This window comes from Methylosinus sp. LW3 (assembly GCF_000527115.1).
Taxonomy (GTDB): Bacteria; Pseudomonadota; Alphaproteobacteria; order Rhizobiales; family Beijerinckiaceae; genus Methylosinus.
The window spans coordinates 1,445,146-1,460,938 of sequence record NZ_AZUO01000001.1; the positions used below are offsets into that span (position 1 = coordinate 1,445,146).

Consider the following 15,793-nt stretch of genomic DNA (forward strand, 5'->3'; position numbering starts at 1 on the left):
GGAGGATGGACTCGCTACCAATAGGCGCGTAACATCGTGATTCTACCGGAAAACCCTATCCGGCAACACCGCCGTCCAACGGTGACACTGATACATCATGGTGGCGCCTGGACGCAAGACCGCGGACCATCGGCGTGGTGGTCAGCAGGTCAGCGGCGTCGATCTCCGCCTCTCGTTCGCCGCCCTCGGCCGAGACAAGTCGAAGCTCGCCTGCTATAGGCGTCCGCGCCGAACTCATTGCCGAGCAAACTCGATATCCGCCATGTATTTGTCCATCGCCACCACGCATGCGCCGGCCACCGATCTCGGCTTTCTGCTGATGAAGCATCCCGATCGCGCTCATGACCTCGAGCTGTCCTTTGGACGCGGAACCGTGTTTTTCCCGCAGGCCGACGTGGAGCGCTGCGAGGCGGCGCTGGTCCTCGACCTCGATCCGGTCGCACTCGTGCGCGGCCGCGGCGGCGCCGAAGGGGTCGCGGATCAATATGTCAACGACCGTCCCTATGCGGCGTCGTCCTTCCTCTCGGTCGCGCTCAACAAGGCGTTCCGCACGGCGATGACCGGCGTCTCGCGCGAGCGGCCGGAGCTCGCGGCGACGGCGATCCCGCTCGAGATCGTCGTCGCGCCTCTCCCCGCGCCGCGCGACGGCGATTTGCTGGAGCGTCTCTTCGGGCCGCTCGGCTGGACCGTGGAGGCGCGCCGAATCGAGGGGGCGGACGGCCCCTCGCGCTATGTCGAGCTGCGGCTCGCGGGGACGCTGCGCCTCGCCGATGCGCTCGGTCATCTCTATGTGCTGATCCCGGCGATGGACGCCGATAAGCATTATTGGGTCGGCGACGACGAGGTGGAGAAGCTCGTCGCCAAAGGCGGCGCCTGGCTCGTCGGGCACTCCGAGCGCGAGACGATCGCGCGGCGCTTCTTGAAGAACCGCCGCAGCCTCGCGCGCGCCGCCCTCGCGCGTCTCGCGCCGGACACCGAGGCTGAGGAGGGTCTGGAGGACGAAAAGACGCCGCCGCGCGAGGAGGCGCTGGAGGCGCCGCTGCGTCTGCACGATCGGCGGCTCGACGCCGTCGTCGGCCTGTTGAAAGAGGCGGGCGCGCGCAGCGTCGCCGATCTCGGCTGCGGAGAAGGCCGGCTGCTGCAACGTCTGGTCAAGGAGCGCGGCTTCGAACGTGTGATCGGCCTCGACGCTTCGACCCGCGCGTTGGAGCGCGCCAAGGAGCGCTTGAAGCTCGATCGCGCCGGAGGCCCTTCGATGGAGCGCGTGAGTCTGCTGCATGGCGCGCTCACCTATCGCGACGCGCGCTGGGCCGATGCCGACGCCGTCGCCCTCGTCGAGGTGATCGAGCATCTCGACGCCGACCGTCTGCCGACTTTGGTCGAGATCGTCTTCGGCGCAGCGCATCCGAAGACCGTGATCGTGACGACGCCGAACGCCGAATATAACGCTTTGTTCGATTCTCTGCCCGCCGGCGCCTTCCGCCATCCCGACCATCGCTTCGAATGGACCCGCGCGCAATTTCACGATTGGGCGCAGGTGATCGCCAAGAGCCACGGCTATTCGGTCGCCTTTTCCGGCATAGGCGAGGAGCATCCGGAGCTCGGCCCCGTCACACAGGTTGCGGTGTTCTCGAGATGAATGCGCCTCTCCCGACCCTCCTGGACATTCCCGACTTCTGCCTCGTCGTGCTGATCGGCGCGACGGGCGCGGGCAAAACGAGCTTCGCCTCGCGCTGGTTCAAGCCGACGGAGGTGATCTCCTCGGATCATTGCCGCGGTCTCGTCTGCGACGACGAGACCGACCAATCGGCCTCCGCCGACGCTTTCGCGCTCGTTGCCGCCATCGCCGAGAAGCGCCTGAAGAACCGCCGCCTCGCGGTGATCGACGCGACCAATGTGCGCGCCGCTGATCGCAAATCCTGGGTCGAGCTCGCGCGCCGCTGGCACGCGCTGCCCGTGGCGATCGTCGTCGATCCGGGCCTCGATGTCTGCATCGAGCGCAACAAGGCGCGGCTGGATCGCGATTTCGGACCCGGCGTTCCGCAGCGCATGATTCAGGAGATTCATCGCGGCCTGCGCGGGCTCGCCAATGAGGGCTTTCGGCAGATCTGGAAGCTGTCCTCGGTCGCGGCGATCGAGGCGGCGGTCGTCGAGCGCCGCCCCATGTGGACCGACAAGCGCGACGATACCGGCCCCTTCGATGTGATCGGCGACGTGCATGGCTGCCTCGACGAATTGCGGCGGCTGCTCGAATCGCTCGGCTATGTCGTCGAGGGTGAAGGCGAGGCCGTCGCCGTTTCGGCCCCGCATGGCCGCAAGCTGGTCTTCGTCGGCGATCTCGTCGATCGCGGCCCGGATGTTCCGGGGTATTGCGCATCGCGATGGCGGCTCAGGAGGCAGGCGTCGCCTATGTCGTGCAGGGCAATCATGACCGCAAATTGTCGCGCTGGCTCGAAGGCCGAAAGGTCACGGTCGGCCATGGGCTTCAGGAATCGATCGATCAGCTCGCCGAGGAGCCGGGCGAGTTCCGGGAGCGCGTGAAGACTTTCCTCGCGGATCTCCGCAGTCATTATTGGCTCGACGGCGGCAAGCTCGCCGTCGCCCATGCTGGGCTGAAGGAGGAAATGATCGGTCGCGGCTCGCCCGCTGTCCGCGAGTTCGCTCTGTTCGGCGAGACGACGGGCGAAACGGATGAGTTCGGCTTGCCGGTGCGGCTCGATTGGGCGGCGAACTACCGCGGCCGTTCGGCCATCGTCTATGGCCATACGCCGACGCCGGATGCGGAATGGGTCAACAACACCATCTGCGTCGACACGGGCTGCGTCTTTGGCGGCAAGCTCACGGCGCTGCGCTGGCCGGAGCGGGAGTTCGTCGAGGTCCCGGCGGCGCGCGTCTATTGCGAGCCGGCGCGCCCGCTCGTCGCCGCGCCGGAGACCGCCTTGCAGGCCGAGGCGGATCGGCTTCTCGATCATGCCGATGTGTCGGGACGGCGATGGATCGACACCACGCTGCTGCGGCGCATTCCCATCGCCGAGGAGAATTCCGCTGCGGCGCTCGAAGCGATGAGCCGTTTCGCCCTCGCGCCGCAATGGCTCGTCTATCTCCCGCCGACCATGTCGCCGGTGGAGACGAGCGCGCGCGACGGCTTTCTCGAGCGCCCGGAGGAGGCGTTCGCTTTCTTCCGCGAGCGCGGCCAAAAGGAAGTCGTGCTCGAGGAAAAGCACATGGGCTCGCGCGCCGTCGTTGCGCTCTGCCGCGACGCCGACGTCGCGCGCCGGCGTTTCGGCGTCCTCTCCGGCGAGAGCGGCCAGATCTGGACGCGCTCGGGCCGCGCCTTCTTCGCGGACGCCGCCGAATGCGAGGCGCTGCTCGCGCGGCTACGCGCCGCTTGCGACAGCGCCCGCCTCTGGGAGACGCTCGCGACCGACTGGCTCCTGTTCGATACGGAAATCATGCCCTGGTCCGCCAAGGCCTCGGCGCTGATCGAGCAGCAATATGCGCCGGTCGCCGCCGCGAGCCACGCCGGTCTCGCGCTCGCCCATGACGCCGCCGCGCGCGCCGCCGCTCGCGGCGTTTCTGTAGAGGCGCTGCGCGATCGGCTCGCGATCCGCGCCGAAAAAGCCGCGCGCTATGGCGAGGCCTGGAAGCCCTATGTCTGGCCGGTTCGCTCGCTCGACGATCTGCATGTCGCCCCATTCCATCTGCTGGCGAGCGCAGGCGCGACGCATTTCGACAAGGACCATCTCTGGCACATGTCGATCGCCGAAACATTGGCGGCGACCGGCGCGCAGAATGTGGCGACGACTCGCTGGCTCCGACTCGCTCTGGAGGACGCCTCGGCTTGCGAGAAGGCGACGCGCTGGTGGGAGGAGCTGACGGAAGCGGGCGGCGAAGGTATGGTCGTGAAGCCGCGAGATTTCATCGCGCGCGGCGCCAAGGGGCCGATCCAGCCGGCGCTGAAAGTGCGTGGCCCGGAATATCTGCGCATCATCTACGGCCCGGAATATGACCTGCCGGAACATCTCGAACGCCTGCGCCAACGCGGGCTCGGCAGCAAAAGGACCAACGCCCTTCGCGAATTTGCGCTCGGTCATGAAGCCCTGACGCGCTTTACCGCCGGCGCGCCCCTGCGCAAGACCCATGAATGCGTCTTCGCGATCCTCGCGCTGGAGAGCGAGCCGATCGATCCGAGGCTTTAAATTACAGGGCTTCCAACGCAGAATGGATAATCTCGCCACGTTTTTCACGGGTGATGCCGTCCAAGATGCGCCAGGAGCGCACCCTAGTGCGAGGCTCCAGACGGCTCCCACGCGATGTAAGTATGTATAAACGAAGTCCGCTGGAGAACCTACATGCTTGTGTATGCAAATAGTTTCATCCTCAACCCGGAAGCTGGCTCAAGAGCAGTGATCGATCAGGTTGCAGCGTGGTTCCAGAAAACTAGAAGCTATGTTGATTCTGAGCGGCTTTCGAAAGGGATACGGGAGTTAAGATTTGCTGATGGAGCATCTCTGAGTTCAATCGCGACCCTCGATGTAGAGCTCGCGGCCATGTCGTCGTGGAAGAACCCGGTCGCCGCATCATCGCCGAGGAAACGGCCAGCGGTGGCAGCGCATTGCCGTGGGGCGATCTCGCAATGTTTCTGCGTCGCGCGATCGACATAGCGTTGGCGGACCACGTGGCGGCGGTGGAGCATAAGGGCTGGGTGTTCTTCGATCGCGGCCTTGTCGACGCGGCATCAGCATTGGAAGCTTTGACCGGAGAACCGGTCCTGCGTCCGTTGTGTATGACGCATCGCTATCATCGCCGCATGTTCATGGCGCCGCCTTGGCCCGACATCTATGTGACTGATACGGATCGCAAGCACGGGTTCGATGCGGCGGTGGTGGAGTATCGCCGCCTCATGGAGACCTATCCGGCACTGGAGTATGAGGTGTTGCACCTGCCGAAGAGCACTACGGCGGCGCGTGCCGATTTCGTGCTGGCCTCCCTGGATGGCTGAACGCGGCGGACGGACGAAGCCAAGCGGCATCATAGGACTATCGTGCAGACGTAGTTTTCATCTTCGTCGGACACGGCCCGCCACCCTGCCGATTGCTCTCTATGGCGCGACACCCTGCGCCATGGCTACGCAAACACCGCTGATTTCCGTGCGTTTGGTAATGCATTCTCTATCCCGTGATTGGCGGATTGCGTCGCGCGAAGCCCTCCTGGATCCGATAGGGAAAATGGGGGTAGGGCGGCATGACGGCGCTCGCCGCGTCGAGCCGCGCGATCTGGTCGGGCGCCAGCGTCCAGCCGACGGCCCCCAAATTCTGCCGGAGCTGGGCTTCGGTCCGCGCGCCGACGATGATCGACGAAACCGTCGGACGCTGGATCAGCCAATTGAGCGCGATCTGCGGCACGGCCTTGCCGGTCTCGTTGGCCAGCTCGTCGAGCACGTCGATGACGCGATAGAGGCGTTCCTCGTCGACCGGCGGTCCGAACTGGGCCGTTTCGTGCAGCCGGCTCTCCGCCGGCAACGGCGCGCCACGCCGGATCTTGCCGGTCAGCCGTCCCCAACCGAGCGGGCTCCAGACGAGGGCTCCGAGGCCCTGGTCGGCCCCCAGCGGCATCAGGTCCCATTCGTAGTCGCGGCCGACGAGCGAATAATAGACCTGATTGGCGACATAGCGCGGCCAACCGTGGGCATCGGCGACGGCCAGCGATTTCATGATCTGCCAACCCGCGAAATTCGACACGCCGACATAGCGAACCTTGCCGGAGCGAACGAGCGCATCGAGCGTCGCCAGCACTTCCTCGACCGGCGTTCCGGCATCAAAGGCATGGAGTTGTAGGAGGTCGATGTAGTCGGCGCCGAGCCGCGTCAGCGCCGCTTCGACGGAGCGGATCAGGCGAAGCCGCGACGTGCCGGCGTCGTTGGGCCCGTCGCCGATTGGCAGGCCGATCTTGGTAGAGATCAGCACGGCGTCGCGTCGGCCCTTGATCGCGGCGCCGAGCACTTCCTCGGAAGCGCCATTGGAATAGACGTCGGCCGTGTCGAACAGGTTGACGCCGGCCTCGAGGCAAATGTCGACGAGGCGACGCGCCTCGATTGCATCGCTCGTGCCCCAATTGCTGAAAAGCGGACCGCTGCCGCCGAATGTGCCGGCGCCGAAGCTGAGGACCGGGACCTCGAGCCCCGAGCGGCCGAGAAAGCAAGTCTCCATGGCATGTCTTTCCTGAGAGGTGAAGGTGATAGATTCAGCAGGTGACGCGCCTGGCCGCGCGCTCCTCGCTAACCGCGAGACTTGCGACGAGGATCGCCGCGAGCGGAAACAGCGCCGCCCATAGCGGTATGGCGGCGAGACCGGCGCCGTGATCAATGACGAAGCCGCCGGCCCAGGCGCCAATGGCGTTGCCGAGGTTGAAGGCGGCGATGTTGAACGAGGAGGCGAGGCTCTGGCCGGCGCCTTCCGTCTTCGACAAGACCCACATCTGAAGCGGCGCGACGGTCGCAAACGCTGTTGCACCGAGCAAGCCGACGAGGACGACGGCGGTGAATGGCGACCGCAGGCCAGGCGCCATCAGGGCCAACACAACGGCGAGAGCGGCGAGCGTCGCGAAGACGGTCGGCACTAGCCAGCGATCCGCCAGCTTGCCGCCGAGGAGATTGCCGGCGACGAGCCCACCGCCGAAGACGAGGAGGATCGGCGACACGGCGACTTCCGAGAAGCCGCTGATCCGCGTCAGCATCGGCGCAATATAGGTGAAGACGGCAAAGACGCCGGCGTAGCCGAGAGCCGTTGTCGCAAGGCCGAGAAGGACGGGCGCCCGCAAAATGGCGGCGATATCCGCCCGCCAGTCGCTCGCCTCGACGGGGCGGTCGTCCTCGGGTACGAGGGCGGCGATGATGGCGAGCGCAATCAGTCCGACCACCGCCACCGCCCAGAAGGTGGCGCGCCAGCCCAGATGCTGACCGACAAGCGTGCCGAGCGGCACGCCGAGGATCGTGGCGACCGTCAGGCCGGTGAACATCACCGCGATGGCGGTGGCCTTGCGATCCGCGGCCACGAGGCCGGTCGCGACCACCGAGCCGACGCCGAAGAAGGCGCCGTGCGCGAAGGCGGTCAGCACGCGCGCCGCCATGAGGAAGCCGTAACTCGGCGCGATCGCACAGGCGGTGTTGCCGGCGACGAAGATCGCCATCAGCACGATGAGCACGGTCTTGCGCGGCAAGCGCGCCGTGACGACCGTCAGGACCGGCGCGCCGATGACGACGCCGAGCGCATAGCCGGAGATGAGCAGGCCCGCTGCGACGATCGTCACGCCGAAATCGGCGCTGACCTCCAGCAGAAGCCCCATGATGACGAATTCGGTGACGCCGATGCCGAAGGCTCCGGCCGTCAGGGCATAAAGCGCCAAGGGCATGATTTGTCCCGCGATGGTGTGTGTCGGGACAACAGATAGATGTTCGGCTTCAGGTGATATAGAATGCGGATTGGAACATCATTTATGAATTGAAAGACAATGGCGCGACCTGAGATCAATCGTTCCGGCGAGATGGAAGTCTTCACCCGCGTGGTCGAACGCGGTGGCTTTTCCGCCGCCGCCCGCATCTGCCGCATGACGCCGTCAGCCGTGAGCAAGCTCGTCGCACGGCTCGAGGCGCGGCTCGGCACTCGGCTCGTCAACCGATCCACGCGCGCCTTCCAGCTCACGCCGGAGGGCTGCGTCTTCTATGAGCGGGCGACCCGCATTCTGGCGGACATCGAGGACGCCGAGCGCAATGCCGGCGCCGGCGAGCGGCCGGTCGGCCGCATCCGGCTCAACACCAGCGCATCCTACGCCACCCATATCCTCGCGCCGATCCTGCCTGAGTTCCTGGAGCGTCACCCCGGCGTGACGCTCGATCTCGTCGAGACCGATCAGATCGTCGATCTCCTGGCGGAGCGCACGGATGTGGCAGTGCGCGCGGGGCCGTTGAAGAGTTCGAGCCTCGTCGCCCGCAAGCTCGGTGATACCGCGATGGTGATCGTCGCTGCGCCGTCCTATCTCGCCCGTGTCGGCGAGCCGAAGACAATGGAGGATCTCGACAGCCATAATCGCATCGGCTTCGGTTATGTCCGCTCCGTCGATGGCTGGCCGTTGAAGAGGGGCGGCGAAATGATTGTCGTGCCGACCGTTGGCCGCGTGCAGGCGAGCGACGGCGAGGCGCTGCGGCACTTGGCGCTCGGCGGCAGCGGACTTGCCCGTCTCGCCGCTTTCACGGTGCGCGACGACATCGCCGCCGGCCGTCTCGTGCCCGTGCTCGGTCACCTCAACCCTGGTGACCGCGAGGCCTTCCATGCCATCCATATCGGCCAGGGCGGACCGTTGCCCTCACGCGTCCGGGCGCTGCTCGATTTCCTCGCGGAGTGGGGGAAGGTCGAATAGCTCGAGACAGGCAGAAAGAGGGGCGTAGAGGGTTATAGCGTAGACGTAGCTCTCATCCGGGTCCCGCGTGGCCCGCCAGCCCCGCCGATTGCGCGCTGTGGCGCGATATTCTGCGACATAGCTATGCAAACGCCGCCGATCACCGCACGCCACGGCAAGGCGGAATTGAGAATCAGCTTCCAATTTCACTCTTGAGTCGAACCACAACCTTGCCGAACGGCCCGCGTTCGAGATGATCGAACGCCGCGCGCACGTCCTCAAATCCGTAGACCCTGTCGATCACCGGCTTGATGCCGTGTTCGTCGGTGGCGCGGTTCATGTCCTCGAATGCCCTCCTGTGGCCGACTGAAATGCCCTGGATAATGGCCCTCTTCAGCATCATGGGAACCGCCGACAGCACGATCTCCGATCCCTTCATGAAGCCGATCTGGGCGATACGCCCGCCACTCGCCAGTGCGCCGGCCGACTGGCTGATATTGTCGCCGCCGACCAGCTCGAGCACATGATCGACGCCCCGCCCGTCGGTCAGGTCCAGCGCTGCAGCGGACCAGTCCGGGTTTGCACGAGTATCGATCACGCCGAAGGCGCCGAGCGCCTTTGCGCGTTCAAGCTTCTCCGCGCTCCGGGAGGTGACGATCACGCGGGCTCCGAACGCCCGTGCAAACTGGAGCCCGAACAGGGCGACGCCGCCCGTGCCCTGCACCAGAACCATCTGGCCCGCTTTCAGATGACCGGTCTCGATCAGGGCGAACCATGCCGTCAGCGCCGCAACCGGCAAGGTGGAGGCTTCCTCGTCCGTCAGCGATGCGGGCGCCTTGACGGCGACGACCTCGCGAAGGCTCACATATTCGGCCAGCATGCCCGGAAGCGGTCCGCCGAGCGACAGGCCATGCCGGGTCATCTCCCGCGGTGGCTCGCCGTCGATCCATTGCGTCCAGAAGTTTCCGAGCACCCGGTCGCCGACCTTGAATCGTGACACATCCGCGCCGGTCGCCACGACCTCGCCCGCCATGTCTGATACCGGAACGAACGGCATGGTTGGCCTGTCGGGTAGTAACTCGCCTTCGACCACCAGCTTGTCGCGATAGTTGAGGGAGACCGCCGCAACCCGGATCAGCAGATCTTTGCTGCCCGGCGCCGGCACCGGCGCTTCGGCCAATTGCAGGTTCTTCACTCCGAATGACGGCAGCTGCCATCGTTTCATTATCTCGCTCATTGTCGATCCTTTCACGTGTTAAGCGAGGGATCTTATTGACAATCATATGGATTGTATTGTGACGTATTTTGCGAACATTTCCTCCATTTGGTCTTCAATTGATGAGCCTGAACATTCATTCCCACCTTCAAGGCATTTCCGCCTTCGTCCATGCGGCGGAGACAGGCAGCTTCACGGCAGCAGCCGCACGCATGGGCATGTCGAAGTCCGCGACCGGTAAGAGCGTCGCTCGCCTTGAAGAGCGTCTCGGTGTCCGGTTGCTGGACCGCACCACCCGCAGCCTGAACCTGACGGCCGAAGGGCAGGCCTATTACCAGAGCTGCCTCAAGGTCCTGGAAGAACTCAACGCAGCGGAGACGCTGCTGGCCTCACAAAAGCGCGTCGTATCGGGAACCTTGCGGATCAACCTGCCGATCTCGTTCGGCCGCTTGTGCGTCATGCCCGTCCTCAAGGAGGTCGCGGACAGGAACCCCGATCTCAATCTCGATATCTCATTCACGGACCGCCAGGTCGATCTCGTCGAGGAAGGCATCGACCTTGTGGTGCGGCTTGGCGATCCCGGAGATCACGCGAGCCTGATCGGGCGGCGCATTGGTGCGCAAGGGTCGATCATCTGCGCCGCACCGGCCTATCTGGACCGTTGCGGGCGTCCGGCCTCCGTAGAAGAACTCGTCAATCACGACTGCCTCGCCTTCGCCAAAGATGGCCGCCCGCTGCCATGGGCGGTTTGCGGCCCAGACGGAACGGTCAGGTGGTTCGTCATCCAGCCGCGCCACACCATCAGCCATGGCGAAGCCCTGCGGGACGCGACTGTGAACGGGTTGGGGCTAGCCTACCTTTCGACCTGGCTCGCGGCGGACGATCTCCGCAGCAGGCGGCTTGAAGTGGTGCCGATTCCCACCCCTGCGGAAGACGTCCCCATTACCGCGCTTTGGCCTCGCTCGCGGGACCTGGCGCCCAAAGTACGGGTGGTGGTAGATGCCCTCGTCGAGGCGTTCATACCTACGCACCTGACCGGCTCGTGAGAAAGGGCGGCGTTAGAGGGCTTTAGCGTAGACGTAGTGCTCATCTTCGTCGGGCGTGGCCCGCCATACCCGCCGATTGCCCTCTATGGCGCAATATTTTGCGCGGTAACTACGCAAGGATCGCCGCACTGGCTTATGAGAACGGAGGCTCGTCGGGCGCGCCGTCAAAACGCGGTTCGTCGTTTGGCATGGACCGCTTGACCACAAATTCCGGCACAGGCTAAATGGTTGTATGACACAACGTTTTGCGTCTATGCTCCCATGTCTCTAATGCGTTCCACCGTCGATTCTATCCGCGCCGCATCTCGGCAGCTTGTTCGAGAACTTGGCTTCTTGGGCGGCACTTTCGCCGGAACCGACTTGCCGCCTTCCGCCGTCCACGCCCTGATCGAAATCGACGCCAGAGACGGGATCTCAGCGCGCGATCTCGGCGGAATTCTCCGCCTTGAAAAGTCGAGTGTCAGCCGGATGCTGCGTAAGCTCGTCCTCTCTGGCGATGTCCTGGAGGAGCCGGACGCGGAGGATGCGCGCACCAAGAAGCTCTCTTTGACCGATCCAGACGGTCGATGGCGACCAGCGGCAAGGGCACGGGTATCGTCGGCTATAATGTTCAGATCGCCGTTGACGCCGAACACCATCTGGTCGTCGCGCACGAGGTGACCAATGTCGGCGCCGACCGCTCGCAACTGGCGGCTATGGGCGGCAGGGCGCGCGATGCGACGGGATGCGAGGAAGTCACCGTACTTGCAGACCGGGGCTATTACAATGGCGAGGAGGTGCTGGCTTGCGAGGGAAAGGGCGTGCTGCCTTACGTTCCCAAGACCCAGACCTCAGGCAACGCCAAACGCGGCCTCTTCACCGTGCAGGATTTCATCTACGACGCCGAGAACGACCGGTACGCCTGCCCGGCGGGCGAGTTTCTGACCAAGGGAAAAATACGCTCAGACCGCCGTGACGATATGGACCACTACCGCAACCTCACGGCGTGCCTGACCTGCGGGCTCAAACCCCAATGCACGACTGACAAGGTCAAACGGCAGAAACGCTGGGAGCACGAAGCGGTGCTCGACCGGATGCAAGCCAGGCTCGACCGCATGCCTGAGGCCATGATCATTCGTCGACAGACCGTCGAGCATCCTTTCGGAACCCTCAAGGCGTGGATGGGCAGCACCCATTTCCTGACCAAGACCCTTGAAAAGGTCAAAACCGAAATGAGTTTGCATGTGCTCGCCTATAACATGAAGCGGATGATCAATATCTTCGGCGTGAAGCCGCTCATGCAGGCCATCGCCGGCTGAACCCGTCGGCCGAATGCACGCGGCATCGTTTCTCGTGCCGGCCCGTGGCCAATATCCGGCAATCAGCTCACGCATCGCTTCAGAGCGCACCGAATTTTTCAGGTTAGATTACAGCGCTCTATTGGACTATGCGAGGGCGGCCAACGCGATCCGAACGGTTTCGGACTGAACGGCTGCACGGTCGTCCGGGCGAAGATAAAACATGGGTTGCCGCGGCCTGTATCACGCTTGGCGACAAACGCATTTTCATATCGAAGTCTTTCCTGAACTCGCCGGCTCGCGCGCCGTCGGACACAATCTTTAGAATATGCTCGAAGATGTCTTTGTGCTGCTCGGGAGGCGCTTCTGGATGGTTGTTGGTAAAGACCGCCTGACCCACGACGGCGCGGTAATTCCCGACCGCAAGCCAATTCAAAATGTGATCGCCCACCAAAGTGAGATGGTCCCGTGCCGGCAGGGCCCTCGCTGCGATTTCAGCCACGGACGAGGAGCATGAGGCGGGCATCGAAATCCGGCGTATCGAAGCCGGATTGGATTTACGCCGATTTCGCAATGCCGACGTATCAGTCGTCCAAGACCTAGAGATCGCCAGCATACGCGCGATGCGTCGACGTCGATGAGGCTCGAACCTCAGCGAGGCCTGCGCCCGTTTTGGACGGGCTAACCTTCACCATGAGTGCTCGCTCGATATTTCCCGCGTCACGGGAGCTCGAGGCTCGACAATTCGGTTCGGTCTGACCCGAAAAGCGCTCGAGACCGAGACGAAGAACGCCGGTACGAAAAAGATCGCGAGAAGCGTCGCGCTGAGCATGCCGCCGACGACCGCCGTGCCGATCGCGATGCGGCTGGCCGAACCGGCGCCGGTCGCGAAGACGAGAGGCAGAGTGCCGGCGACGAAGGCGATGGACGTCATCAAAATCGGCCGCAGCCGCTCGCCGGCGGCGGCGATCGCGGCCTCCGCCAGCGTTGCTCCATTGTCGAAGAACGCTTTTGCGAATTCGATGATGAGGATCGCGTTCTTCACCGCGAGGCCGACCGTCGTGAGCAGGCCGACCTGAAAATAGACGTCATTGGCCAGTCCGCTGCTCAATGTCGCCGTGATCGCGCCGATGACGCCGAGGGGAACGACCAGTATGACGGAAAGAGGGATCGCCCAGCTCTCGTAGAGAGCTGCGAGACAGAGCACGACGACCGTCAGGGAGATGGCGTAGAGCGCGGCTGTCTGCGAGCCGGATTTCTGTTCTTCATAGGAGAGGCCGGTCCATTCGTAGCCGACTCCCGGAGGAAGCTTCTCGATGAGGCGCCGCATCGCCGCCATGGCTTCACCAGTGCTGTGGCCGGGCGCGGGGGCGCCGAGAATTTCGAAGGATGTGAGACCATTGTAGCTTTCTACTTTTTGTGGGCCCAATGTCCATGCGCCGTCGAGGAAGGCGTCGAACGGAACCATTTTTCCCGACGAGTTGCGCACGCGCCAACGCGCGAGGTCGCTCGGCGACATTCGCGAAGCTGTGTCACCCTGGACATAGACCTGCTTCACACGTCCCGCTCGCAAGAACTGATTGACATATTGCGAGCCGAGAGCGCCCTGTATTGTCGCGTTGAGGTCGCTCACCGAGACGCCGAGCGCATTGGCTTTTTCGCGGTCGATCTTCAGCCGATACTGGGGCGCGTCTTCGAGCCCGTTCGGGCGCACGCCCGCAAGTGTAACGTCCTGTGCGGCCATTCCGAGCAGTTGGTCGCGCGCAGCGAGAAATTTGTCACGCCCGAGTTGGCCCCGGTCTTCGAGCTGGAGGTCGAAGCCTGTCGCATTGCCGAGCTCCATCACCGCCGGTGGCTGGAAAACGAAGACTCGGCCGTCGCGACTCCCGGCAAAATGTTGCATTGCGCGACCGGCGACGGCTGCGCCGCTCTGTCGGGGGCTCGGTCTTTCCGACCAATCCTTCAGCTTGATCGCCGCGAAGCCGGCGTTCTGGGCCTGACCGGCGAAATTGAACCCCGAGACGGTCAGCACCGATTCGACATTCTCCTTTTCGGCGGTCAGCAGGTAATCGGCCATCTGCTTGTTCAATGCCGCCGTTTGTTCGGCTGTGGCTCCAGGCGGCATCGTCACTTGGCCGAAGAGGAGCGCCTGATCCTCATCGGGAAGAAAGCCGGTGGGGATTCGGTTGAACAGCACGACCGCCGCCACGGTGATCGCCATGAAGATCAGACGGAACGCGCGCGGGCGCGCGATCAGATTGTGGACGCCATTTTTGTAGCGCTCGGTGAGGCGAGCGAATGTGCGATTGAACCATGCGAAGAAGCCGGCCCCGGGACCGCTTTCCCGCGCCGTCTCTTTCAACAGCGTCGCGCAGAGCGCCGGAGTGAGAATCAATGCGACCAGCACGGAGAGCGCCATTGCCGACACGATCGTGACCGAGAACTGACGATAGATCACGCCGGTCGAGCCGCCGAAAAAGGCCATAGGCAGAAACACCGCCGAGAGCACCAGAGCGATGCCGACGAGCGCTCCCGATATCTCGTCCATCGACGCGCGCGTGGCGTCTCGAGGCGACAAACCTTTTTCGCTCATGAGCCGTTCGACGTTTTCGACGACGACAATGGCGTCATCGACGAGGAGGCCGACGGCGAGCACCATTGCGAGCATCGTCAGCGTATTGATCGAATAGCCGAGAGCGGCGAGCACGCCGAATGTGCCGAGCAGCACGATCGGCACAGCGATCGTCGGAATGAGCGTTGCGCGAAAGTTTTGCAGGAAGACGAGCATGACCACGAAGACCAGCGCGACGGCCTCGAAAAGCGTCTTCACCACCTCCTCGATGGAAAGCGTGATGAAGGGCTCGGTGTCGAGCGGATAGGCGAGCTTGAGGCCGGGAGGGAAAAATTTTTCGAGGCGGTCCAGCTCGGCGCGCACGGCTGCTTCCGTGGAAAGCTGGTTGGCTCCCGGGGCGAGCTTGAGCGCGAGAGCGCCGAAGGGCTTGCCATTATAGAGCGATGCCGTCGAATAGGACTGCGCGCCGATCTCGACGCGCGCGACGTCCTTTAATCTCACCTGTGAGCCGCTGGGGTTCACTTTGAGCAGGATTTCCTCGAATTGCTCGGGCGTTTCGAGCCGGGCCGGTCCGATGATTGCGGCGTCGAGCCGATTGCCGCTGCTGGCCGGCAGTCCGCCGAGCTCTCCTGACGAGACTTGCACATTCTGCGCGGTGAGCGCGCTCGTGACATCGCCGACGGTCAGCGAATATTTGTTGAGCTTGTCCGGATCGAGCCAGATGCGCATGGCATATTCGGATCCGAACGAGGTGAAGTCGCCGACGCCGGTGATGCGCGTCAACGGATCCTTGAGGTTGGAAGAGACATAGTCGTCGATGTCGACGGCCGACATCGCGCCGTCGTCGGAATAGACGCCGACGATCATCATGAAGCTTTTGACCGATTTGTTGACCTTGATCCCCTGCTGGGTGACTTCGGTCGGCAGATTCGGCTGGGCGAGAGACAGCTTGTTCTGAACTTGCACCTGCGCGATGTTCGGATCCGTGCCTTGCACGAATGTCAGGTCGATTTCCATCGATCCATTCGATTGGGCGGTCGAAAGTAGATATTCCAAGCCATCGAGGCCCGACATTTGTTGGAGAATGGGTCTTACCACAGTATCCATGACCGTCTGAGCGGAAGCGCCTGGATAGGTGACCGTGATCGAGATTTGCGGCGGAGCGATGCTGGGATATTGCGCGATCGGCAACCGAAAGATCGAGATGCCGCCGAGCAGCATCACGATCAGGCCGAGAACCCATGCGAAGACCGGACGGTCGATGAAGAAGCGTGACATCGATGGAATC

8 protein-coding genes and 3 pseudogenes are annotated in these 15,793 nt (G+C 63.7%); 7 read left to right on the top strand and 4 right to left on the bottom strand.

Going from position 1 to position 15,793, the window contains the following annotated elements; genetic code table 11:
* The first annotated feature begins 262 nt into the window (after positions 1–262).
* From METLW3_RS0107255 to METLW3_RS0107265, 4 genes and pseudogenes are all read left to right on the top strand, one after another.
* Positions 263–1,639 (top strand): 3' terminal RNA ribose 2'-O-methyltransferase Hen1, encoded by a 1,377-nt coding sequence (locus METLW3_RS0107255; protein ID WP_024879296.1) that lies wholly within the window; start codon positions 263–265, stop codon positions 1,637–1,639.
* A pseudogene (locus METLW3_RS28745) lies at positions 1,636–2,304 on the top strand (AAA family ATPase); the annotation flags it as partial. The gene METLW3_RS0107255 and the pseudogene METLW3_RS28745, both read left to right, overlap by 4 nt.
* A gap of 77 nt (positions 2,305–2,381) precedes the next feature.
* Positions 2,382–4,199: a polynucleotide kinase-phosphatase gene (locus METLW3_RS29060; RefSeq protein ID WP_245267245.1), complete on the top strand. Its 1,818-nt coding sequence runs from the start codon at positions 2,382–2,384 to the stop codon at positions 4,197–4,199.
* Between the two features lie 341 nt (positions 4,200–4,540).
* Positions 4,541–5,002, top strand: a pseudogene (locus METLW3_RS0107265) (AAA family ATPase); the annotation flags it as partial.
* Between the two features lie 169 nt (positions 5,003–5,171).
* On the opposite strand, the gene METLW3_RS0107270 reads toward METLW3_RS0107265, so the two are convergent.
* Both METLW3_RS0107270 and METLW3_RS0107275 read right to left on the bottom strand, forming a co-directional pair.
* On the bottom strand, positions 5,172–6,209 hold the full coding sequence (locus METLW3_RS0107270; protein WP_024879298.1) for an aldo/keto reductase: 1,038 nt from the start codon (positions 6,207–6,209) through the stop codon (positions 5,172–5,174).
* A gap of 34 nt (positions 6,210–6,243) precedes the next feature.
* Positions 6,244–7,410: an MFS transporter gene (locus METLW3_RS0107275; RefSeq protein WP_024879299.1), complete on the bottom strand. Its 1,167-nt coding sequence runs from the start codon at positions 7,408–7,410 to the stop codon at positions 6,244–6,246.
* 99 nt (positions 7,411–7,509) lie between these two features.
* Between METLW3_RS0107275 and METLW3_RS0107280 the strand changes: the two genes are divergently transcribed.
* A complete protein-coding gene (locus tag METLW3_RS0107280; RefSeq protein ID WP_024879300.1) occupies positions 7,510–8,415 on the top strand; it encodes a LysR family transcriptional regulator in 906 nt (301 codons plus the stop codon).
* A 172-nt stretch (positions 8,416–8,587) separates the two neighbouring features.
* Here METLW3_RS0107280 and METLW3_RS0107285 read toward each other — a convergent pair whose 3' ends face one another.
* A complete protein-coding gene (locus METLW3_RS0107285; protein ID WP_024879301.1) occupies positions 8,588–9,631 on the bottom strand; it encodes an NAD(P)-dependent alcohol dehydrogenase in 1,044 nt (347 codons plus the stop codon).
* 101 nt (positions 9,632–9,732) lie between these two features.
* On the opposite strand from METLW3_RS0107285, the gene METLW3_RS0107290 reads away from it, so the two are divergent.
* Both METLW3_RS0107290 and METLW3_RS0107295 read left to right on the top strand, forming a co-directional pair.
* Entirely contained in the window at positions 9,733–10,656 is a 924-nt protein-coding gene (locus METLW3_RS0107290) for a LysR family transcriptional regulator (RefSeq protein WP_024879302.1), read from the top strand.
* Positions 10,657–10,935: 279 nt separating this feature from the next.
* A pseudogene (locus METLW3_RS0107295) lies at positions 10,936–11,954 on the top strand (transposase); the annotation flags it as partial.
* 667 nt (positions 11,955–12,621) lie between these two features.
* Here METLW3_RS0107295 and METLW3_RS0107300 read toward each other — a convergent pair.
* Entirely contained in the window at positions 12,622–15,783 is a 3,162-nt protein-coding gene (locus METLW3_RS0107300; protein WP_024879304.1) for an efflux RND transporter permease subunit, read from the bottom strand.
* Positions 15,784–15,793: the final 10 nt, after the last annotated feature.

Excerpts from the sequence above, each read along its gene's own strand:
- METLW3_RS29060 (WP_245267245.1), top strand. The coding sequence starts at position 2,382 with ATGGCGGCTCAGGAGGCAGGCGTCGCCTATGTCGTGCAGGGCAATCAT.
- METLW3_RS0107270 (WP_024879298.1), bottom strand. The coding sequence starts at position 6,209 with ATGGAGACTTGCTTTCTCGGCCGCTCGGGGCTCGAGGTCCCGGTCCTC.
- METLW3_RS0107285 (WP_024879301.1), bottom strand. The coding sequence starts at position 9,631 with ATGAGCGAGATAATGAAACGATGGCAGCTGCCGTCATTCGGAGTGAAG.
- METLW3_RS0107275 (WP_024879299.1), bottom strand. The coding sequence starts at position 7,410 with ATGCCCTTGGCGCTTTATGCCCTGACGGCCGGAGCCTTCGGCATCGGC.
- METLW3_RS0107255 (WP_024879296.1), top strand. The coding sequence starts at position 263 with ATGTATTTGTCCATCGCCACCACGCATGCGCCGGCCACCGATCTCGGC.
- METLW3_RS0107290 (WP_024879302.1), top strand. The coding sequence starts at position 9,733 with ATGAGCCTGAACATTCATTCCCACCTTCAAGGCATTTCCGCCTTCGTC.
- METLW3_RS0107280 (WP_024879300.1), top strand. The coding sequence starts at position 7,510 with ATGGCGCGACCTGAGATCAATCGTTCCGGCGAGATGGAAGTCTTCACC.
- METLW3_RS0107300 (WP_024879304.1), bottom strand. The coding sequence starts at position 15,783 with ATGTCACGCTTCTTCATCGACCGTCCGGTCTTCGCATGGGTTCTCGGC.